The 20,347-nt window shown below is 73.7% G+C and carries 19 protein-coding genes; 11 read left to right on the forward strand and 8 right to left on the reverse strand.

Translation table 11 applies throughout. The annotated features are described in order from the left end of the window. Positions 1-46: 46 nt before the first annotated feature. The 3 genes from AH6_RS29675 to AH6_RS29685 form a co-directional block, all read right to left on the reverse strand. Positions 47-508 (reverse strand): carboxymuconolactone decarboxylase family protein, encoded by a 462-nt coding sequence (locus AH6_RS29675; protein ID WP_067486430.1) that lies wholly within the window; start codon positions 506-508, stop codon positions 47-49. Between the two features lie 68 nt (positions 509-576). Then, entirely contained in the window at positions 577-1,065 is a 489-nt protein-coding gene (locus AH6_RS29680) for an RrF2 family transcriptional regulator (RefSeq protein ID WP_067486434.1), read from the reverse strand. Positions 1,066-1,074: 9 nt separating this feature from the next. Further along, complete coding sequence (locus tag AH6_RS29685; protein WP_083983598.1) at positions 1,075-4,092, reverse strand: AfsR/SARP family transcriptional regulator; 3,018 nt, start codon at positions 4,090-4,092, stop codon at positions 1,075-1,077. A 98-nt stretch (positions 4,093-4,190) separates the two neighbouring features. Here AH6_RS29685 and AH6_RS29690 point away from each other — a divergent pair, with 98 nt between their 5' ends. The 6 genes from AH6_RS29690 (at position 4,191) to AH6_RS29715 (ending at position 9,952) form a co-directional block, all read left to right on the forward strand. Further along, the gene (locus tag AH6_RS29690) at positions 4,191-5,081 is read left to right on the forward strand and encodes an NAD(P)-dependent oxidoreductase (RefSeq protein ID WP_067486441.1); all 891 of its coding nucleotides are present in this window, start codon (positions 4,191-4,193) and stop codon (positions 5,079-5,081) included. A gap of 105 nt (positions 5,082-5,186) precedes the next feature. Further along, on the forward strand, positions 5,187-6,530 hold the full coding sequence (locus tag AH6_RS29695) for an MFS transporter (RefSeq protein WP_067486444.1): 1,344 nt from the start codon (positions 5,187-5,189) through the stop codon (positions 6,528-6,530). Between the two features lie 149 nt (positions 6,531-6,679). After that, positions 6,680-8,008, forward strand: coding sequence for an NADP-specific glutamate dehydrogenase (gene gdhA / locus AH6_RS29700; RefSeq protein ID WP_169807939.1), 1,329 nt, complete (start codon positions 6,680-6,682; stop codon positions 8,006-8,008). Positions 8,009-8,031: 23 nt separating this feature from the next. Beyond that, positions 8,032-8,838, forward strand: coding sequence for an endonuclease/exonuclease/phosphatase family protein (locus tag AH6_RS29705; RefSeq protein ID WP_067486447.1), 807 nt, complete (start codon positions 8,032-8,034; stop codon positions 8,836-8,838). 68 nt (positions 8,839-8,906) lie between these two features. Then, a complete protein-coding gene (locus tag AH6_RS29710) occupies positions 8,907-9,539 on the forward strand; it encodes an NAD(P)-dependent oxidoreductase (protein WP_067486450.1) in 633 nt (210 codons plus the stop codon). After that, positions 9,536-9,952, forward strand: coding sequence for a nitroreductase family deazaflavin-dependent oxidoreductase (locus AH6_RS29715; RefSeq protein ID WP_067486453.1), 417 nt, complete (start codon positions 9,536-9,538; stop codon positions 9,950-9,952). Before AH6_RS29710 ends, AH6_RS29715 begins: the two co-directional genes overlap by 4 nt. Here AH6_RS29715 and AH6_RS29720 read toward each other — a convergent pair. Further along, a complete protein-coding gene (locus AH6_RS29720; RefSeq protein WP_067486457.1) occupies positions 9,936-11,345 on the reverse strand; it encodes a sensor histidine kinase in 1,410 nt (469 codons plus the stop codon). The genes AH6_RS29715 and AH6_RS29720 overlap by 17 nt on opposite strands. A 208-nt stretch (positions 11,346-11,553) precedes the next feature. On the opposite strand from AH6_RS29720, the gene AH6_RS29725 reads away from it, so the two are divergent. From AH6_RS29725 to AH6_RS29735, 3 genes are all read left to right on the forward strand, one after another. Further along, positions 11,554-13,158, forward strand: a complete 1,605-nt coding sequence (locus AH6_RS29725; protein ID WP_067486460.1) for a peptide chain release factor 3 — start codon at positions 11,554-11,556, stop codon at positions 13,156-13,158. Positions 13,159-13,184: 26 nt separating this feature from the next. After that, positions 13,185-14,669: a SulP family inorganic anion transporter gene (locus AH6_RS29730; RefSeq protein ID WP_067486463.1), complete on the forward strand. Its 1,485-nt coding sequence runs from the start codon at positions 13,185-13,187 to the stop codon at positions 14,667-14,669. 64 nt (positions 14,670-14,733) lie between these two features. Next, entirely contained in the window at positions 14,734-15,117 is a 384-nt protein-coding gene (locus AH6_RS29735; RefSeq protein WP_067486466.1) for a MerR family transcriptional regulator, read from the forward strand. 53 nt (positions 15,118-15,170) lie between these two features. Here the strand turns inward: AH6_RS29735 and AH6_RS29740 are convergent, their stop codons facing one another. Then, positions 15,171-15,989: a hypothetical protein gene (locus tag AH6_RS29740; protein ID WP_157431806.1), complete on the reverse strand. Its 819-nt coding sequence runs from the start codon at positions 15,987-15,989 to the stop codon at positions 15,171-15,173. A 112-nt stretch (positions 15,990-16,101) separates the two neighbouring features. Between AH6_RS29740 and AH6_RS29745 the strand changes: the two genes are divergently transcribed. Next, positions 16,102-16,794, forward strand: a complete 693-nt coding sequence (locus AH6_RS29745; RefSeq protein WP_067486472.1) for a DUF5995 family protein — start codon at positions 16,102-16,104, stop codon at positions 16,792-16,794. 66 nt (positions 16,795-16,860) lie between these two features. Next, positions 16,861-17,319 (forward strand): pyridoxamine 5'-phosphate oxidase family protein, encoded by a 459-nt coding sequence (locus AH6_RS29750; RefSeq protein WP_067486475.1) that lies wholly within the window; start codon positions 16,861-16,863, stop codon positions 17,317-17,319. Between the two features lie 105 nt (positions 17,320-17,424). On the opposite strand, the gene AH6_RS29755 is transcribed toward AH6_RS29750, so the two are convergent. From AH6_RS29755 to AH6_RS29765, 3 genes are read right to left on the reverse strand one after another with little or no spacing between them, the layout of a single operon-like run. Then, entirely contained in the window at positions 17,425-18,951 is a 1,527-nt protein-coding gene (locus AH6_RS29755) for an MFS transporter (protein ID WP_067486478.1), read from the reverse strand. A gap of 36 nt (positions 18,952-18,987) precedes the next feature. Further along, a complete protein-coding gene (locus AH6_RS29760) occupies positions 18,988-19,719 on the reverse strand; it encodes a DUF4097 family beta strand repeat-containing protein (RefSeq protein WP_067486481.1) in 732 nt (243 codons plus the stop codon). 46 nt (positions 19,720-19,765) lie between these two features. After that, the gene (locus AH6_RS29765; RefSeq protein ID WP_067486484.1) at positions 19,766-20,248 is read right to left on the reverse strand and encodes a hypothetical protein; all 483 of its coding nucleotides are present in this window, start codon (positions 20,246-20,248) and stop codon (positions 19,766-19,768) included. Between the last annotated feature and the right edge of the window lie 99 nt (positions 20,249-20,347).

Here is a 20,347-nt window from a genome sequence, read left to right on the forward strand (position 1 = left end):
TCCGCCCGGCCCTCACGGGGCGGGCCGGGCGGTCGGCGGCCGGGGGTCAGGACGCCTTGCGCAGCGCCCCGGCGGGGGTGCGGATGGTGACGTGGATGCGGTTCCAGGCGTTGATCGTGGCGATCGCCATGATCAACGCGGCCAGCTCCTTCTCGCCGTAGTGGTCGGCGGCCTGGTCCCAGACCTCGTCGGGGACGCCCGCGCCGTTGTCGGCGATGCGGGTGGCGGCCTCCGCCAGGGCCAGCGCGGCGCGCTCCTCGTCGGTGTACCAGGACGCCTCGCGCCAGGCCGCCACCGACCACAGGCGCTCGTCGGTCTCGCCGCCGCGCTTGGCGTCGTGGGAGTGCATGTCCACGCAGAGGCCGCAGCCGTTGATCTGGCTGACGCGCAGCTTGACCAGCTCCAGCGTGCGCTTGGGGACCTCGGTGCCGCCGAGGAAGGTCTCGACGTCGAGCAGGCCCTGGTACCCGGGGGTGGCCAGCGCGTAGATGTCGGGCATCCGGCTCATCGTGTTCTCCTTAATGAGATGGGGGATATCCAGATTGCGGGTGTGCGGAGGTCGATTCTGGGGGTGGGTCAGGTTTTCTGGCTCGCGTACCAGGCGCGCACTCGTTCGGGCAGGCCCGGACTGTCCCGCTCCGCGTCGGCCGCCACGTCCGCGAGCGTCTGCGCGGCCAGCGACCGCCGCCAGGCCATCTCCGCCCTCGTCATCGCGGCGTTCACCGCGCACGGGCTCGTGAACGCCGACTTCGGCGTGGTCTCGCCCATGCCCTGGCGGCGGATCTCGGTGCACTGGAACGCCGGCTCCGGGCCCTCGATCGCGGTCACCAGGTCCATCATCGTGATCTTTTCGAGCGGGCGGGCGAGGCGGAAGCCGCCGCGCGCCCCGGCCGTCGAGGTCGCGATGCCCGCCCTGACCAGCGCCTGGAGCTGTTTGTTCAGGTAGGGCGGGGGCAGGTCGTAGCCGGCGGCCAGCCGGCCGGTGGACACCGGCCGCCCGTCGCCCAGCCAGTCGAGCAGCAGGCACACGTGCGCCGCCCACTCGACCCCCTCGCTCATCCGCATATCTGGATACTAGAGATCTAGATTGGCGGAGGCAAGCCTGGCGCGGATCCGGTCCACGTCGTGGCGCTCCGGCGGCGGCAGCGGAGCCCCGGCCGCCGTGCGGGCGGCGGACGCGGCCGCCAGCAGCCGGACCGCCTCGGCCGTCTCCCCGGCCAGGGCGTACGCCCCCGCCAGGCCCTCCTGCGCCAGCGCGACCGCCCGCGGATCGCCGGTCTCCTCGGCGGCCCGCAGGCCCTCGGTGTGCAGCGCCAGGGCCTCGGCGGCGTCGCCCCGCTGCTCGGCGACGAAGCCGAGCTGCGCCAGGATGAAGGCGATTCCCGCCGTGCCCCCGATGCTTCGCAGCCACTCCAGCCAGGGACGCAGGTACTCCTCGGCCGCGTCCAGGTCGCCCCGGCGGCGCGCGACCAGCGCCAGGCCCGTCGCGGCGAACTCCTCCGCCGTGCGGCTGGAATGCCGCCTGGCCATCGTGTGGGCGCGACGGTGCAGGTCCTCGGCCCGGTCCAGGTCGCCTTCCAGCAGTGCCAGACGGCCCAGGCCCGTCAACTTCACCGAGACCTCCGTCCACATCTGGAGCTCCTCGGCCACGCGCAGCTCGTCGCGCCGCAGCCGGGCCGCCAGTTCCAGGTCGCCGACGATCTCCGCCCAGCGCGAGAGCGCGTCGGACGCTTCCTGGCGGCCCCACGCGTCGCCCAGCTCGGTGAACAGCGCCAAACTCCGCTCGCCCGACGCGCGGAGGGCGTCCAGGTCGCCGTCCACGATGGCCAGCTTCGCCAGGAGGACCAGCGCGGCCGCTTCGCCCCAGCGGTCGCCGTGGGAACGGAACGTCTCCAGCGTCTCCCGGGCCCGTTCGTTGTGCTTCTCCAGGTCGCCGTAGTACCAGCGCAGATTCGTCAGGAACCACTGCGCGCGGGCGCGGGGGAGCGGTTCGTCGAAGGCGGCCAGGATCTCTTCGATCGCCTCTTCGGAGACGCCCTCCCCTTGGGCGCACACCATCCCCGTGTGCCAGGCCATCGCTTCGGCCCGAGGGCCGGACGACGCTTCCAGCGCCTTCGCCAGCGCGCGGCGGGCCTCGGTAAGGCGGCCGCGCAGGTACCAGTACCAGGCCAGCGCGTTCACCAGGCGCAGGGGATCGGCGGTCGTTTCCAGAGCCAGGCGCAGATTCGCGTACTCCTGGTCCAGACGGGCCAGCCAGACGCTCTGTTCGGGACCGCGCAGCTTGGACGCGGCCCGTTCTGCCAGGTCGCTGTAGTAGCGCGCGTGGCGTTCGCGGAGTTCTTGCTGCTCTCCTGCTTCGTCCAGGCGTTCCTGGCAGTAGGCCGCCACCGACTCCAGCAGCCGGTACCGGCCGTTGGCGTGCACGACCAGGGAGCGGTCCACGAGATGCGGGAGGACGTCCAGATCAGCGCCGCTCACCCGCTCCGCCGCCTCCAGCGTGCAGCCGTCCGCGTGGACGGCCAGGCGGCGCAACACCGTCCGCTCGGCGGGCGACAACAACTCCCAGCTCCAGTCGATCACCGCGCGGAGGGTCCGCTGCCGCGCCGGGCCGCCGCGCTTGCCCGCCTTCAGCACCGTGAACCGGTCGTCCAGCCGTGCGGCCAGCTCGTGCACGCCCAGCGACCGCACCCGCGTCGCCGCCAGCTCCAGCGCCAGCGGCAGCCCGTCCAGGCGGCGGCAGATCGCCGCCACCGGCGCGGCCGTCTCCGGCGTCAGCGCGAAGCCGGGGGAGGACGCCGCCGCGCGGGTGACGAACAGCTCCACGGCGCTGAACGTGCGCAGGGTCTCCGGGGCGATGTCCGCGCCCGGCAGGTGCAGGGGGCGCACCGGCTCGACCCGCTCGCCCGGGATGTCGAGCGGCTCCCGGGACGTCGCCAGGACGCGGAGCCCGGGGGCGGCGCTCAGCAGGCGCTCGGCCAGCTCGGCGACCTCCTCGATCAGGTGCTCGCAGTTGTCCAGCACCAGCAGCAGCCGCCGGTCGCCCAGCGCACCGCCCAGCCGCTCCGCCGGGCACTCCAGCGGCCCCGCCTCGTCCCGCACGCCCAGCGTCGCCGCGATCACCTCGGCGGGCTCGGCGGCCGAGCCCGCCAGCTCCACCAGCCACACCCCGTCCGGGAACGCCGCCACCGAGCGCGCCGCCGTCTCCAGCGCCAGCCGCGTCTTGCCGACGCCGCCGGGGCCGGTGAGCGTCACCAGGCGGTGGTCGCGCAGCAGCACGCGCGTCTCGGCGATCGCGTCGGCACGGCCCACCAGCTCGCCCAGCACGGCGGGCAGGTTGGTGCGGGAACTGGGCGGCGCAGACGTCTCCGGCGACTGCTCAAGGATCGCCTGATGCAGCGCCGCCAGTTCCGGTCCGGGATCGAGGCCCAGCTCGTCGGCCAGCCGCGTCCGGATATCGGCGTACCCGGCCAACGCCTCGGTCTGGCGTCCCGCGCGGTAGAGCGCCAGCAGGTGCGCCGCGCGCAGCCGTTCGCGTAGCGGATGCTCGGCCACCAGCGGTGCCAGCTCGTCGGCCAGCGCGGCGTGCTCGCCTAGTTCCAGGCGGGCTTCGGCGTGCTCCTCGCGGGCCGTCAGGCGCTGTTCCTCCAGCGCGGCGATAGCCGGTTGCGCGAACGCCAGATCCGCGAAGTCGGCGAACGCGGGGCCGCGCCACAAGCCCAACGCGTCTGCCAGAAGGCTCGCCCTAGAGCGGGGATCGCCCGCCTCGCGCGCCCGCGCGACCAGCGCCGTGAAGCGGCCCGCGTCCACCGCGTCCGCCGCCACGTCCAGCGCGTATCCCGGCGGACGCGTCACCACCAGGGAACGGTCGCCCAGCGCGGACCGGAGCTGCGACACGCGCGCCTGGAGCGTCCCCGTCGGGTTGCGTGGCGGCCGGTCGCCCCACAGGTCCTCCACCAGGCGGTCCACCGGCACCGGACGGCCCGGCGTGACCAGCAGGTCCGCCAGCAGCGCCCGCACCTTCGCCTCGGGAACGGCGACCGGTGCGCCCTCCGCCGTCCACACCGCGAGCGACCCCAACACCCCAAAAAGCACCAGATCAGCCTAAGTCCAGTAGCCGCCCCGAAGGTTTCCCGTAGCGGCCCGCCCGACGCTGGGACCAATCAAGCGAAACGAACAGCAGGGAGCACGATATGGCGGAGAACCAGCGTCCGGCGGTAGCGGTCATCGGCCTCGGCCCGATGGGCGCGATGATGGCCGAGACCTTCCTGAAGGCCGGATACCCCACCACCGTCTGGAACCGCACCGCGAGCAAGGCCGACGCGCTGGTCGGGCAGGGCGCGACGCTCGCCGCGAGCGCCGCCGAGGCCGCCGCCGCGGCGGACGTGACGGTCATCAGCCAGACCCACTACCAGGCCATGTACGACTCGTTCGGCGACGGCGACCTCAACGGCGCGACGCTGGTCAACCTCAGCTCCGGCTCGCCCGAGGAGCTGCGCAAGGCCGGGGAGTGGGCGGCCGGGCGCGGCGCGGCCCTGCTCACCGGCGGGATCATGACGCCGCCGCCCGGCATCGGCCAGCCCGGCGCGTACGTGTTCTACAGCGGTCCCGAGCAGATCCTGGACGAGCACCGCGCCACGCTGAAGGTGCTGGCCGACACCACCTACGTCGGCCCCGACCTGGGCCTGGCGATGGCGTTCTACCAGGCGCAGCTGTTCACGTTCTGGTCGTCGCTGGCGAGCTTCATGCACGCCACCGCGCTGGTCGGCAAGTACGGCGTCACGCCCGAGGCGTACCTGCCGTTCGGCCGGGAGCTGTTCGCCGACCTGGCCTCCGAGGGGCCGATGGGCTACGCCCAGATCCTCGCCAACGAGATCGCGGCGGGCGAGTTCCCCGGCGGCGAGAACTCCCTGCACATGCAGGCCGTCGGCGCGGACCACGTGGTCGAGGCCAGCGTCGAGGCCGGGCTCGACACCGCCTTCCCGCAGGCGCTGCGCGACCTGTTCTGGAAGGGCGTGAACGGCGGGCTCGGCGAGGACGGCCTCGGCGCCGTCTACCGGGTCGTCACGCGCGACCTCGGCTGATCCGCACCCCGCGCCCCCTCCGCCCCTCCCGGCGGAGGGGGCGTTCGCAACCCCACGGGGCCCGGCGGGGTTCGGGGTCATGCCACGAAGCGAGGAGACCCCCCGATGACGCTCACCCTCCCGGCCCCGCCCCGGACGACGACGGCCGGACGGGTCCGGGCGCTGCCGCTGCTGGCGGCGGTCTTCATGACCACGCTGGACTTCTTCATCGTCAACGTCGCGCTGCCCTCCGCCCGCCGCGAGCTGGCCGCCGGACCCACCGCGACGTCCCTGGTCGCCGCCGGTTACGGCCTGGCGTACGCGGCGTCGCTGGTGGTCGCGGGCCGCCTCGGCGACCGGTACGGGCGGCGGCGTGTCTTCACCGCCGGGCTCGTCCTGTTCACGCTCGCGTCGGCCGCCTGCGGCATGGCCCCCACCGCCGGGACGCTGGTGGCCGCGCGCGTCGCGCAGGGCGTCGCCGCCGCGCTGCTCGCCCCGCAGGTCCTGGCGCTGCTGGGCGCGCTGTACCCCGGCGCGGACCGCGCGCGGGCGTTCGCCTGGTACGGCACGACCGTCGGCCTCGCCGGGATGAGCGGGCAGGCCCTCGGCGGCCTGCTGATCGCCGCCGACGTGGGCGGGCTCGGCTGGCGGACCTGCTTCCTGGTGAACGTCCCGGTCGGCCTCGCCGCGCTCGCGCCGCTGCGCCGCCTGGTGCCCGAGACGTTCGGCCCCGCCCGGCCGCTGGACCTCGGCGGCGCGCTCCTGCTGGCGGCGGGCCTGGTGCTGGTGATCCTGCCGCTGACCGACCCCGGCCGGTGGCCCGCCCTAGTCGCGGCAGTCCCGGTCCTGGGCGCGTTCGTGGCCGGGCAACGTCGCCGCGTCGCCGCAGGCCGCGCGCCGCTGCTCGACCCGGCGCTGCTGCGCGACGGCGCGTTCGCCCGCGCGCTGGCCGCCGTCGCGCTGCTGTTCGCGACCTCGGCCGGGCTGACGTTCGTGCTGGCCCTGGTGCTCCAGGAACACCACGGCCTCGGCCCGCTCGCCGCCGGGACGATCTTCACGGCGCTGAACGCGGGCTTCTGCGCCGCCGCCCCGCGCGCCGAGCGGTTCGGACCGCCGACCGGCGCGTTCCTGCTGGCCGCCGGGCTGCTGGCGCTCGCCGTCGCCGCGCCGGGCCCGCACCCGGCGCGCCTGCTGCCCGGCCTGCTGCTCGCCGGGGCCGGGATGGGTCTGGCGATGTCCCCGCTGATCTCGGCGGCGCTGGCCGCCGCGGGCGACGAACTCGCAGGCCAGGCCGCCGCGATCCTGGGAACGGCGCAGGAGTTGGCGGGCGTCGCCGCCGTCGCCGTCACGGGCCTGGTCCTGCTCGGCCTCCAGGCCGGGCCGCTCGCCGCGCTGGCGGTCCCCGCCGCCTGCGCGCTGGCCCTGATCCCGCTCACGCGACGGGCGCCGCGCTGCGCCGCGCTTTGCTAGAACGCCTGCTCAGGCGGTTTGCTGGAGCGTCCGCTCCCGCCGCTCGCTGAACGGCTCCCGGTCCGGGCTCGTACGATCCCGTAGCCGACGAAAGGAAAACCGTGTCCCTGACCTTCCGCCACCCGGTCCCGGCCGCCACCGCCACCGAGCTGGAGCGGCTCTACGCGCACCTCCAGGCGCGCGACCCGGGCGAGCCGGAGTTCCACCAGGCCGTCGGCGAGGTCCTGGAGACGCTGGGCCCGGTGCTGGCCGCCCGCCCCGAACTGATCGACGCCGCGATGCTGGAGCGCCTGACCGAACCCGACCGGCAGCTCATGTTCCGGGTGCCGTGGCAGGACGACTCCGGTCGCGTCCGCGTCAACCGCGGCTTCCGCGTCGAGTTCAACGGCGCGCTCGGCCCGTACAAGGGCGGCCTGCGCTTCCACCCCAGCGTGTCGTTGTCGGTGGTGAAGTTCCTCGGCTTCGAGCAGGTCTTCAAGAACGCCCTGACCGGCCTCAACCTCGGCGGCGGCAAGGGCGGCAGCGACTTCGACCCGCACGGCCGCTCCGACGCGGAGGTCATGCGGTTCGCGCAGTCGTTCATGACCGAGCTGTACCGGCACCTGGGCGAGCACACCGACGTCCCGGCCGGGGACATCGGCGTCGGCGGCCGCGAGCTCGGCTACCTGTTCGGCCAGTACCGGCGGATCACCGGCCGCTGGGAGGCGGGCGTGCTCACCGGCAAGGGCCTCGGCTGGGGCGGCTCGCCGGGCCGCGTGGAGGCCACCGGGTACGGCAACGTGCTGTTCGCGCGCGAGATGTTGCTGCGCCGCGGCGAGGACCTGGAGGGGCTCCAGGTCGTGGTGTCGGGCTCGGGCAACGTCGCGATCCACAGCGTCGAGAAGGCGCAGGCGTTCGGCGCGAACGTGCTGACGGTCTCCGACTCCTCCGGCTACGTCGTGGACGACAAGGGCATCGACCTCGCGCTGCTCAAGCAGGTCAAGGAGGTCGAGCGCGGCCGCGTCTCCGACTACGCCGAGCGGCGCGGCTCCTCGGCGCGCTTCGTGCCGGGCGGCAGCGTGTGGGACGTGCCCGCCGACCTCGCGCTGCCCTCGGCCACCCAGAACGAGCTGGACGCCGGGGCCGCGCACGTCCTGATCCGCAACGGCGTGCGCGCGGTGTCGGAGGGCGCGAACATGCCCGTCACGCCCGACGCCGTCCGGCTGTTCCAGGAGGCGGGCGTGTCGTTCGGGCCCGGCAAGGCCGCCAACGCCGGGGGCGTCGCGGTCAGCGGGCTGGAGATGCGGCAGAACGCCGGGCGCGAGTTGTGGACGTTCGAGCGCGTCGAGCAGGAGCTGACCCGCATCATGACCGAGCTGCACGCCAACGTCGCCGAGACCGCCGACCGGTACGGCGCGCCCGGCGACTACGTGACCGGCGCGAACATCGCCGGTTTCGAGCGCGTGGCCGACGCCGTCCTGGCGCAGGGATTGGTCTGACCCCCATCGGGTAACGCCTGGGGATGCGGGTGCTGACGCTCAACCTGTGGGAGACGCGCGGTGACTGGCCCCGGCGGCGGGACGCCCTCGCCGCCGGGCTGGCGCGCCTGGACCCGGACCTGATCGCGTTCCAGGAATCGGCCAAGCGCGACGACTACGACCAGGCCGCCGACCTGCTCGGCGACGGCTACCACCTCGCGCACTCGGCGAAGCGGGAGCCGGACGGCCAGGGCGTCACGATCGCGTCGCGGTGGCCGCTGCGCGAGGTGCGCGAAGCCGACCTGGAGGTGCCGCCGCGCACCGCCGACTCCGCCTGCACGACGCTGCTGGCGGAGGTGGACGGCCCGGTGCCGCTGCTGTTCGCCAACCACTTCCCGAGCTGGCGTCCCCACCTGGAGTACGAGCGCGAGCAGCAGGCCGTCATCGCCGCGCGCGAGGTGGAGGCGATGCTCGCGGGCCGCGACCTGCCGGTGGTCGTGGCGGGCGACATGGACGCCGCGCCGGAGTCGGCGAGCATGCGGTTCTGGACCGGCCGTCAGTCGCTGGAGGGGACGAGCGTCTGCTACCAGGACGTATGGGAGTACGTGCGCGGCACCGCGCCCGGCCACACCTACACGCCCGCCAACCCGCTGATGGACGCCGACGACTGGCCGTTCCGGCGGATCGACTACATCCTGGTGCGCCGCAACGACGACGGCGAGATGCCGTTGCGCGTCCGCGACTGCGCACGGGTGTTCGTGGATCCGATCGAGGGCGTGCAGGCCAGCGACCACTACGGGATCTCGGCGGTGCTGGAGCCGCGCTCCGGCGCGGCCACCGGCCCGCTGTGAACGAGGTATCCGATCGGTAACCACCTCCTTGGTTAGCGTCCCGGGGGACACGACCTGGAGGTTCTTCCATGAGCGAGATCGTTGTTTTCGGAGCGGGCGGACGCGGTGGCCGGGCGGCCGTCGCCGAGGCGCGGCGGCGCGGCCACGCGGTGACCGCCGTCGTCCGCGACCCGGCCAAGCACGGGGACCTGGCGGCCGACGGCGTGCGCGTGGTCGCGGGCGACGTCACCGACGCCGCGAGCGTCGCGGCGGTCGCGGCCGGGCACGACGCCGCGATCAACTCCACCTACGACTTCGGCACCGAGCCCGCCGCGTTCTTCACCACCGCCGCCGAAGCGCTGCTGGACGGGCTGCGGCGCGCGGGCGTCGGACGTCTGGTGCACGTGGGCCTCTCCTCGGTGCTGGAGGACGCGTCCGGCACGCTGCTGATGGACACCCCCGGCTACCCGCAGGAGTACCGGTCGTTCTCCCTCGGCCACGCCGCCGGGAACGACACGCTGCGCAAGGACGCCGAGTTCGACTGGGTGGTGGTCAGCCCGTCCGGCGACTTCGACCACGAAGGCCCGCGCACCGGCCGCTACCGGCTCGCCCCGGCCGCTATGGACAGCCGCATCTCCTACGCCGACTTCGCGATCGCGCTGCTGGACGAGATCGACTCCCCGGCCCACCACCGCGCGCACATCGGGGTCGAGCAGGGATGACCGGCGTCCTGGACAACCCGGAGCCGTTCGTCGCCGAGCACATCCGCCGCTTTCTGGAGACCGGCGGGCGGCCCCGGCCCGGCATGAACGACCTGCTGCTCACCACCCGAGGACGCAAGACGGGGCAGATGCGGCGCACCGCTCTCGTCTACGTCCCACACGGCGACGGCTACCTCCTGGCGGCCTCCAACCGGGGCGCGGACCGGCACCCCGCCTGGTACCTCAACCTGGCCGCCGACCCCGAGGTGACGGTGCAGGTGGGCGAGCGATCCTTCCCCGCCCGCGCCCGCACGGCCGCCCCCGGCGAGCGGCCCGCCCTGTGGCGGCTGATCACCGAGGCCATGCCCGTCTACGACGACTACCGCGCGATGACCGGCCGGGAGATCCCCGTCGTGGTCATCGAGCCGCGGTGACGCCCGCCGAGGCGAGCGGCAGCCGGAACACGAAGCGCGCGCCGCGCGGGCTGTCGGCGATGCGCAACGACCCGCCGTAGGTCTGCGCGATCTCGCGGGCGATGGGCAGGCCGAGGCCCGTCCCGGCGGGGTCGCGGCGCCGGGAGTCGGCCAGCCGGGCGAACCGCTCGAACACGCGCTCGCGGGCCTCGGGCGGCACGCCCGCGCCGTCGTCGAGCACCTCCAGCACCGCTTCCCGGCCGTCCACCGCGACGGTGACCTCGACGCGGGAGTCGGCGTGCCGCTCGGCGTTGCTGACCAGATTGCCCAGCACCCGCGCGAGCCGGACCGGGTTGGCCGACACGACCGCGCCCTCGGCCAGCCGCGTCTCGATCGGGACGCGGCCCTGGCGGCGTTCCACCTCGCGCCGCACCAGGTCGGCGAGGTCCACGCGCTGTTTCGGGGCGGGGGCGCGGGAGTCCAGCCGGGACAGCTCCAGCAGGTCCGCCACGATGTCGTTGAGCCGCTCGGTGTCGCGCAGCGCGGCGCGCACCTCGGGCTTCCACGCGAAACCGTCGTCCTCCTCCAGCAGGTTCTCCAGCCGCATGTGCATGCCCGCGATGGGGTTGCGGAGGTCGTGCGAGGCGTCGGAGACGAAGCGGCGCTCGCGCCCGGCGGCCTCCTCCAGCCGCTCCAGGGTGTGGTTGACGGTCTCGGCCAGCTCCTGGATCTCCCCGCCGGTGCCGGGCTCGGGGACCCGCTGCTTCAGGTCGGCGGTGGTGTTGATCTCGGCCATCTGGTCGCGGATCGCCTCCACCGGGGCGAACGCCACGCCGATCGTCCGCCACGTCCACCAGGCGATCGCCGTCAGCATCGTCAGCAGCAGCAGCCCGATCTCCAGCGGGAGCCGCCAGCCGCGCAGGAACGGCGACGGCCGCTGGGCGGCGAGCACCATCACGCCCCTGCCGTAGGGGGACTCGGCCATGCGCATCCCGAACACCTCGACGCAGGAGTCCAGGTAGGACGGGCACGCCTGGCGCTCCACCAGCAGCTCGCCCCGTTCGAGGTAGGTCCGGACCAGCGGCGGGCGGCCCGCCAGGTCGGGGGTGGACGCCAGGACCCGGTGGTCGGCGCCGACGATCTGGATGTAGGGGGCGTCGCCGGCCCCGGGTTCGGGGGGCCGGGCCCGCCCCTCGACGGTGAGCCGGTAGACGACGCGCTCGACGGTGCGGGCCGCCGAGTCCGACGCCGAGGACTGCGCCACGTCCCGGACCAGCATCAGGGCGAGGGCCACGCACACGTCCAGCACCAGCGCCGCCAGCACCACGGTGATCACCGTCGCGCGGCCCCGGACCGAATGGAACACCCTGGCCCACAGGCGGCGCCCCCGCACCGTCTGCCGCTTCCCCCGCATAGGTCCCCCCGAACCCTCCTGAGCAGCGGCGATCGCCCGCGGTGAACGCCGCGCCGCACAGGGTGAACAACCAGCGTACGCGGGGGCGAATCCCCACCGGCCGCAGCGGGGGCCGCCACGCCGGTCGGGCCCCCGGAGCCGCCGCGCGACCCGACCTACCCTCACGTAAAGGTAGAGTTGTTCGGTTCACGACGACGGGGGGAGACCGGTGACCACGGCTCAGGCTGGAACGGCCCAGATCGCCGGCGAGGCGGCGCGCCGCCGCACGTTCGCGGTGATCAGTCACCCCGACGCCGGCAAGTCCACCCTCACCGAGGCGCTGGCGCTGCACGCCGCCGCGATCGAGGCGGCCGGCGCGGTGCACGGCAAGGCCGGCCGGCGCGGCGTCACCTCCGACTGGATGGCGATGGAGCGCGACCGCGGCATCTCCATCACCTCCTCGGTGTTGCGCTTCGAGTACGGCGAGGTGCTGCTGAACCTGCTGGACACCCCCGGCCACGCCGACTTCTCCGAGGACACCTACCGGGTGCTGGCCGCCGTGGACGCCGCGATCATGCTGCTGGACAGCGCCAAGGGCCTGGAGGCCCAGACGCTCAAGCTGTTCGACGTGTGCCGGCACCGCGGCATCCCGATCATCACCTTCGTCAACAAGTGGGACCGGCCCGGCCGCGAGCCGCTGGAGCTGCTGGACGAGGTCGAGCAGCGCATCGGCCTGCGCCCGGCCCCGCTGACCTGGCCGGTCGGCATCGCGGGCGACTTCCGCGGCCTGCTCGACCGCGCCACCGGCACCTTCACCCGCTTCGACCGCGCCCCCGGCGGCGTCAAGCGCGCCGTGGAGGAGGTCGTGGCCGCCGACCGCGCCGCCGAGGAGGAGGGCGAGGCGTGGACGACGGCGCAGGAGGAGCTGGCGCTGCTCGACGAGATCGGCGCGACCCTCGACATGGACGACTTCGCCGCGGGCAAGTGCACGCCGGTGCTGTTCGGCGCGGCGCTGCCCAACTTCGGCGTGCGGGCGCTGCTGGAGACCGTCTGCAAGCTGGCGCCGTCGCCGTCGCCGCGCCTTGACGTCAAGGGCGAGCCGCGCGAGGTGACCGCGCCGTTCGCCGGGCAGGTGTTCAAGGTGCAGGCGGGCATGGACCGCGCGCACCGCGACCAGCTCGCCTTCATCCGGGTCAGCTCGGGCCGCTTCGAGCGCGGCATGACGCTGACGCACGCGCCGTCCGGCCGCCCGCTGGCCACCAAGTACGCGCAGACGATGTTCGGCCGCGACCGCACCACGCTCGACACCGCCTTCCCCGGCGACGTGATCGGCCTGCCCAACTCCACCGGGCTGATCGTCGGCGACACCCTGTACGAGAAGCGCCCGGTGACCTTCCCGCCGATCCCGGCGTTCGCGCCCGAGCACTTCATGGTCGTGCGCGCCAAGGACAACGGCCGCGCCAAGCAGTTCCGCCGCGGCATCGACCAGCTCGACGGCGAGGGCGTGGTGCAGGTGCTGCGCAGCGACGTGCGCGGTGACCAGGCCCCCGTCCTCGCGGCGGTCGGCCCGCTCCAGTTCGAGGTGGTCGCGCACCGGATGGAGCACGAGTTCAACGCGCCGGTCAACCTCGACCGCATGGAGTACACCACCGCCCGCGTCACCGACGCCGAGTCGGCCGCGACGCTGGCCGGGCGGCGCGGCGTGGAGGTCTTCACGCGCCGCCTGGACGGCGCGCTGATCGCGGTGTTCGTCGACAAGTGGCGGGTGCAGGCCGTGCAGCGCGAGCACCCCGAGGTCACCCTCACCCCGATGCTGGCCGCCGAGGCCGGCTGAGCCGCACCACCCCGTCTGGAGAACGTTTGCTTCCCGCCGTCGCGGCGCGCCTGAGACCGTCCACCCCGCTCACCGCCCGGCTGCTGCGCACCGAGGTGCTGGCCGGGCTCGTGGTGGCGCTGGCGCTGATCCCCGAGGCCATCTCCTTCTCGATCATCGCGGGCGTGGACCCGCGGATCGGGCTGTTCGCCTCGTTCACCATGGCCGTCACCATCGCGGTCGTGGGCGGGCGTCCCGCCATGATCTCGGCCGCGACCGGCGCGGTCGCGCTGGTCATCGCGCCGCTCAACCGCGAGCACGGCTTGGGCTACCTGGTCGCCGCCGTCATCCTGGCCGGGCTGTTCCAGGTGGTCCTGGGCGCGCTGGGCGTCGCCAAGCTGATGCGGTTCGTGCCGCGCTCGGTGATGGTCGGGTTCGTCAACGCCCTGGCCATCCTGATCTTCATGGCGCAGCTACCCGAGCTGCGGGACGTGCCGTGGCCGGTGTACCCGCTGGTCGCCGCCGCGCTGGCGCTGATGGTGCTGTTCCCGAAGCTGACCAAGGCGGTGCCCGCGCCGCTGGTGTCGATCGCGATCCTGACCGCGCTGACGCTCGGCGCGGGGATCGCGGTGCCGACCGTGGGCGACAAGGGCGAGCTGCCGTCGTCGCTGCCGGTGCCGGGCCTGCCGGACGTGCCGTTCACCTGGCACACGCTGACGGTCATCGCCCCGTACGCGCTGGCGATGGCGCTGGTGGGGCTGATGGAGTCGCTGATGACGGCCCGGCTGGTGGACGACATCACCGACACCCGCTCCAACAAGACGCGCGAGTCGATCGGGCAGGGCGTGGCCAACATCGTCACCGGCTTCTTCGGCGGCATGGGCGGCTGCGCGATGATCGGCCAGACGATGATCAACGTGGGCAACGGGGCGCGCACCCGGATCTCCACGTTCCTCGCCGGGGCGTTCCTGATGGTGCTCTGCATCGTGTTCGGGCCGATCGTGTCCGACATCCCGATGGCCGCGCTGGTCGCCGTCATGATCCTGGTGTCGGTCGGCACCTTCGACTGGCACTCGGTCGCGCCCGCCACGCTGCGCCGCCTGCCGCTCGGCGAGACGCTGGTCATGGTGATCACGGTCGCGGTCGTGGTCGCCACCCACAACCTCGCGATCGGCGTGGTGGTCGGCTCGGTCACCGCCATGGTGGTGTTCGCGCGCCGGGTCGCGCACCTGGTGCACGTGTCGGCCGTCCGCGACCCCGACGGCGGGCGGACGGTGTACGGAGTGACGGGCGAGCTGTTCTTCGCCTCCAGCGACGACTTCGTCTCGCAGTTCGACTACGCGGGCGACCCCGAGCACGTGGTGGTGGACATGACCGACGCGCACGTGTGGGACGCGACGTCGGTCGCGGCGCTGGACGCGGTCACCGCCAAGTACGCCGCGCGCGGCAAGACCGTCGAGATCGTCGGCCTGAACGAGGCCAGCGCGCGGATGCACGGCGCGCTGTCGGGCGAGCTGTCCGGCGGGCACTGATCCGATGGGCGCTGACCGGGCGGGAGCGGGCGGGACCGGCCGCGACGCCCCGGGGAGGGACCCGGTGGCCCCCGCGCGACTGCGGATCGGCGAGGTCGCCGCCCGGACGGGGCTGAGCCTGCGCACCATCCGCCACTACGAGGAGGTCGGCCTCGCGCCGCCCACCGCGCGCTCGGCGGGCGGCTTCCGCCTCTACACCGACGCCGACGTGGCCCGGCTCATGGTCATCAAGCGGATGAAGCCGCTGGACTTCACGCTGGAGGAGATGCGGGACCTGCTGGTGGTGCTGGACCGGCTGCGCTCGGCCGGGGTGGACGGGGCCGAGCGGGCCCGGCTGGCGGGCCGCCTGGCGTCCTACCGGACGCAGGTGGAGGAACGCTGCGCCGCCCTGCGGTCGCGGCTGGCGGATGCGGAGAACTTCTCGGTGGAACTGGGCCGCCTGACCTGAACGACCGCCTCCGGCTACTTCGCGCCGACGGTGGGGGCAGCACGGCATCCCCGTTATTTCCCGCTGCCGGGAAGCCGGTACGCGTAAGCCCGCTTGGCGCCGCAGCGGGGGCACCGGCCGAAGAAGCGGGAGCTCAGGTGCTCCCCGTCCGCCGTGACGATGTTCCGGTAAGCGCAGCGCCGTTCCCCGCATGTCTTGCACGTGCGGGGAACGGCGTCAACGAACGCCCCGGTGTTCGTACTGCCGAACAGGGACTCCTCGGCCTCCGGCTCGGCGAGGCCGGGGAAGTGGCCTTCGAGCCAGCCGGGCATCGCGTCGACCTGCATCATTCCGGACGCACCACAGTACGAGCAGTACCCCGGCCCATGGTTGCCCGCCGTGCACTCCGGGCACCTGCGGTGGTTGAGCCGATTGGTGCCTTCGCAGGCCCGGCACAGGCCGAGCCCCTCGCACTCGGTGCACAAGACGGCGTCCCCGGCCACGGTGCCGATGGTGTGCGCGGGCTGCACACGATCCCGTCCCTGATACAGCACGGACGTCCACGCGGTCACGGCCAGGATCCCCGGTCCCGCGCCTTCGTACAGCCGCGCCTCGAAGCCGTCCCGCTTCGCGTACGCCCAGGTCTCCCCGTCCCTGCTGTGCGATCCGTGCGACCGCCACCCGGCGTCGGTGAAGGCACGCAGCAGCCCCGCGCACACCGCCGGATCGGCGGGCCGCTCGTCCCCGCCCATGGCCACCGTCACCAGGTGCCGGACCCCGCCTGCGATCGGCGAGGGGTCACTCCAGGCGTCCACCACCAGCGGCGAAGCGTCGGGGAACGCCGCCGCCCCGATGTCCAGCACCGCTTCCCGCACCCATACCGCGCCGGACACATCCACCCCGCTCGCTCGACCGAGCCCATGGTGCGCCCGCCATCGCCTCCCCGGCAACGCCCCCGCGTTCTAAGGTCGACGCAGGGGGCCACGCCACTTCGGGGAGAAGACCATGAGCACGGTCCAGGACGTCATCGAGCGGATGCGGGAGATCGACCGTTCGCTCGATCCGGGCGACGGCGTCGCCTGCTTCAACCGCGTCTACCTGCGCGTCACCGAACTGGTCCTGCGCAACCTGAAGGAGGGCTTCTTCGCCGACCTGGAGTTCGTGCAGCGCCTCGACGTCATCTTCGCGGACCTGTACTTCAGGAACGTGGACGCCGCCCTCGCCGGACGCAGGCCCGAGCGCTGCTGGCGTCCCCTGTTCCAGGCGCGCGAGGACACGACGGTCTGGCCGCTCCAGTTCGTCCTCGCCGGGATGAACGCGCACATCAACCATGACCTGGCCCTCGCGGTGATCGCGACCTGCGCCGAGCGCGACCTGCCGCCCGACCGGGAACCGGTGCACGCCGACTTCCTCAAGGTGAACGGGCTGCTGGCCCAGGTCGAGGCCGAGGTGCGCCGCGACCTGGAGCCGTACCTGCTGCGCGTGGCCACCAAGGACGCCGAGACGATCAAGCACATCCTGGGCAGCTTCAGCGTGGCCCGTGCCCGCGACATGGCCTGGTGCACGGTGGAGAGCCTGTGGCCGCAGCGCGAGCTGGACGTGCTCTACGACACCTCGGTGGCGGTGTTGTCGCAGGCGGTGGGCGTGGTGGGCCGCCTGCTGGTGACGCCGGTCGTGCCGCCGCCCGACCTCGACTGACGGCGGTGACCGGAAACCGTCGTACCCGCGTGCTGGAATGTGACCGGTCGATCCCTGGAGGTGTTGATGGCGACCTGGGCGGAGATCGAGAAGTCCGCTCCCGAGCTGGCCGAGAAGGTGCGCGCGGCGTTCCAGGCCGGGACGAACAAGACGATCGCGACCCTGCGCAAGGACGGCTCGCCGCGCATCAGCGCGGTCGAGATGACGTTCGAGGACGGGCAGGCGCGGTTCGGCATGATGGGCGGCTCGCTGAAGCTGCTCGACGTACGCCGCGACCCGCGCGTGGCGCTGCACTGCCCGACGCTGGAGCCGCCGGAGTCCCCGTCCGACTGGCCGGGCGACGCGAAGATGGCGGGCCGCGCGGTGGAGGTGGAGCCGCCCGCGGAGAATGCGATGCCGGGCTCGGGATACTTCGTGCTCGACATCACCGAGGTGGTGCACACGAAGGTCGGCGACCCGGCCGACCACCTGGAGATCTCGACGTGGCATCCGGACCGGGGCCCAAGCACCCACAAACGCTACTGACCCAACCGCGCACCATCTGGCAGCGGCATGCCGAGTGCGCGATGCCGGACGCGCGAATGGGCCCGGGACGGTGAGGTGTCCCGGGCCCGCTCGGCGGAGGAGTGGTCAGGCGACCGGCTCCGCCACGGTCGCGGCGTGGCCGTCCGCCGGGCCGTCCGCGTCGCCCTCCGTGACCGGCTTGCGGTCCTTCATCACCACCAGCGCCAGCACCGCCGCCGCCACCACCCCGCACGCGCCCGCCAGGAAGCCCGTCGTCATCGCCGTGGTGAACACGTCGCGGGCCGCGGCCGCCAGGCCGGTGTCGCCCGTCGCGGCCGCCACCGCCAGCGCGTCCTGCACCGACTCGCGGGCCCGGCCGGTCGCCGAGTCCGGCATCCCGTCGGTGTACGACGCCGCCATCACGCTGCCCAGCACCGCCACGCCCAGCGCCGCGCCGGCCTGCTGGATCGTGTCGTTCAGGGCCGAGCCGACGCCCGCGTGCTCGGCGGGGACCGCGCCCATCAGCGCGCCGATCGCCGCGGGCATCGCCAGGCCGCCGCCCACGCCCATGATCACGCTGGCCAGCGCGATCATCCCGAAGCCGTCGCCGGGCTCGATCGCCGCCAGCACCCCGAACCCGCCCGCCATGACCGCGAGGCCCGCCACCGTCAGCACGCGGTTGCCGATCTTCTGGCCGAGCGTGGCCGCGACGGTGTTGACCAGCAACATCGCCACCGCCATCGGCAGGAACGTCAGGCCCGTCTTGCTGGGCGAGTAGCCGAGCACGAACTGCAGGTACTGCGTCAGCGCGAGCAGCAGGCCGCCGTTGGCGAAGCTCAGCAGCACCAGCGAGAAGCTCGCGCCGCTGAAGTTGCGGTCGCGGAACAGGCCGAGCGGCACCATCGGCGACGCCGAGCGGGTCTCCCAGACCAGGAATCCGGCCAGCGCCACCACCGCGACCGCGAGCGCGGCCTGCGTGCCCGGGCGCGACAGCCCGTGCGTCGGCAGCGCGTTGATCACCCAGACGAGCGCGGCCATGCCCACGGTGGACAACACCGCGCCCAGCGGGTCCGGCTTGCGCCACGGGCCCTTGGACTCGGGCATCAGCACCAGCGCGGCGACGATGGCGAGCAGCGCGACCGGGATGTTGATCAGGAAGACCGCGCCCCACCAGAAGTGGGCGATCAGCACGCCGCCCAGCACCGGGCCGCCGACCAGGCCGACCATCGCCACCGCCGACCAGGCGGCCATCGCCTTGCGGCGCTCCTGCTCGTCGAAGACGGTGATGAGGATCGACAACGTGCTCGGCATGACCAGCGCGCCGCCGACGCCCATCAGCACCCGGGCCGCGATGAGCTGGCCGGGGCTGTCGGCCAGCGTCCCGGCCAGCGAGGCCAGCCCGAACACCACCAGGCCGACGACCATGATCCTGCGGCGGCCGAACCGGTCCGACAGGCTGCCCGAGGCCAGCAGCAGCCCGGCGAACACCAGCATGTAGGACTCCATGATCCACTGGATGTCCCGGGTGCTGGCGCCGAGGTCGCGGGTCAGCGGCGGGATCGCCACGTTCAGCACCATGTTGTCGATGACCAGCACCAGCGTGCTGAGGCACAACACGACCAGGATCCACCAGCGGCGCGGATGGCGTTCCATCACGTTCGTCCTTTCCAGGGGTGGGGGAGGGGCGGGTCAGCCGCGGCGGATGAGGATGTCGCCGGTGCCGCTGTGCGCGTGCACCCGGACGGTGCCGCCCTCCTCGGGCGGGCCGCCCGCGGGGGTCAGCTCGTTGCGCACGCGGCCCCACAGGGTGCGCACGTCCAGCCAGGCGGCGAGGCCGTCGGCGATGCCGACCTCCAGGTCGCCGCAGGTGGTGTCCATCGCGACCGACGCGGCGGCGCGGCCCACGCGGATGGCGCCGTGCGCGGTCCGGGCGTCCACCTCGCCCCGGGACCGGCCGACGGTGATGTCGCCGTGCAGGGTGCCGAGCCGCAGGTCGCCGTCCGCCTCGTCCAGGTCGATGGAACCGTGGTCGGTGGACAGCTCGGCGGGGCCGGTTCGGGCCAGCCGGATGTCGCCGTGCCCGGTCCTGATGCGGGTCTCGCCCAGCGCGCCGGTGGAATGGAAGGCGGCGACCGCGTCGGCGTGCAGCCGGGACCCGGCGGGCAGGTCGAGGGTGACCTCGACCCGGCCGCCCCAGCGGAACAGGGTGCGCAGCGTGCGCTCCCGCGGCATCTTGATCACGAGCAGGTCGCCGGACAGGTCCACGCGGGTCTGCTCGGCGGCCCGGACGTCGGCGCTGTCGCGGGGGTTGCGGGGCACGACGGTGACGGCGGTGTCGGCGCGGTCGCTCGCGTTGAGGTGGACCGCGCCGACGACGTCGAGGCGGACGGAGATCGGCTCGGGGGTGGCGAAGGTGGGCATCGTGGCTCCTTGGCGGTGCGGGGGACGGGCGGGCGGACGCGCGGGGTCAGCGCATCCAGCCCGTCTGGATCTGGCCGGTGCGCGGCGGGACGGCGGGCGGGGTGTCCAGTGCGGTCCGGACGGCGCGCACCAGCCAGGCGTTGACCGACAGGCCGTCGCGGGCGGCGGCCTCCTCGGCGCGGTGCTTGAGGTGCTCGGCGAGCCGCAACGAGACGCGGGCGGTGCCGCCCTCGTCGGCCTCGGATGCTTCCGGGGCCACCGTGGCGTCATGTGGCGTCATGTCGCGGGGCGGTGATGTCACGACGAAGCCGAGTCGCCCGCCGCGCAGCCGCACCTCGACCGCGCCAGGTGCCAGCTCGCGGGTGATCTCGTCGGTCGCGTCGCTCAGCGCTTCCAGCAGGGCCATCCGGGCGACGGGCTCCAGCGCGTCGATGAGGCGCGCGGCGGGCTCGCCGACCTGCGGTCCGCCGATCGCGGCGGTGGCCGCCAGCTCCCGGCGGAGGTGATCGACGTACGGCGTGAGGTCCATGACGCCACTATGACATCAGCTTGGCGTCATATGCAAGCGCGAGTGTCGCCAAGTGGCGTCAAAGGGTGCCCTGAGCTGGGTCTCCGGGCATGAAAAAGG

The sequence above is a fragment of the Actinomadura hibisca NBRC 15177 genome, from assembly GCF_001552635.1.
Lineage (GTDB): Bacteria > Actinomycetota > Actinomycetes > Streptosporangiales > Streptosporangiaceae > Spirillospora > Spirillospora hibisca.

Bases quoted from the DNA above. Each gene is read 5' to 3' on its own strand.
- AH6_RS29675 (WP_067486430.1), bottom strand. From the start codon at position 508: ATGAGCCGGATGCCCGACATCTACGCGCTGGCCACCCCCGGGTACCAG.
- AH6_RS29680 (WP_067486434.1), bottom strand. From the start codon at position 1,065: ATGCGGATGAGCGAGGGGGTCGAGTGGGCGGCGCACGTGTGCCTGCTG.
- AH6_RS29690 (WP_067486441.1), top strand. From the start codon at position 4,191: ATGGCGGAGAACCAGCGTCCGGCGGTAGCGGTCATCGGCCTCGGCCCG.
- AH6_RS29695 (WP_067486444.1), top strand. From the start codon at position 5,187: ATGACGCTCACCCTCCCGGCCCCGCCCCGGACGACGACGGCCGGACGG.
- AH6_RS29705 (WP_067486447.1), top strand. From the start codon at position 8,032: ATGCGGGTGCTGACGCTCAACCTGTGGGAGACGCGCGGTGACTGGCCC.
- AH6_RS29710 (WP_067486450.1), top strand. From the start codon at position 8,907: ATGAGCGAGATCGTTGTTTTCGGAGCGGGCGGACGCGGTGGCCGGGCG.
- AH6_RS29715 (WP_067486453.1), top strand. From the start codon at position 9,536: ATGACCGGCGTCCTGGACAACCCGGAGCCGTTCGTCGCCGAGCACATC.
- AH6_RS29720 (WP_067486457.1), bottom strand. From the start codon at position 11,345: ATGCGGGGGAAGCGGCAGACGGTGCGGGGGCGCCGCCTGTGGGCCAGG.
- AH6_RS29745 (WP_067486472.1), top strand. From the start codon at position 16,102: ATGAGCACGGTCCAGGACGTCATCGAGCGGATGCGGGAGATCGACCGT.
- AH6_RS29750 (WP_067486475.1), top strand. From the start codon at position 16,861: ATGGCGACCTGGGCGGAGATCGAGAAGTCCGCTCCCGAGCTGGCCGAG.
- AH6_RS29755 (WP_067486478.1), bottom strand. From the start codon at position 18,951: ATGGAACGCCATCCGCGCCGCTGGTGGATCCTGGTCGTGTTGTGCCTC.
- AH6_RS29760 (WP_067486481.1), bottom strand. From the start codon at position 19,719: ATGCCCACCTTCGCCACCCCCGAGCCGATCTCCGTCCGCCTCGACGTC.
- AH6_RS29765 (WP_067486484.1), bottom strand. From the start codon at position 20,248: ATGGACCTCACGCCGTACGTCGATCACCTCCGCCGGGAGCTGGCGGCC.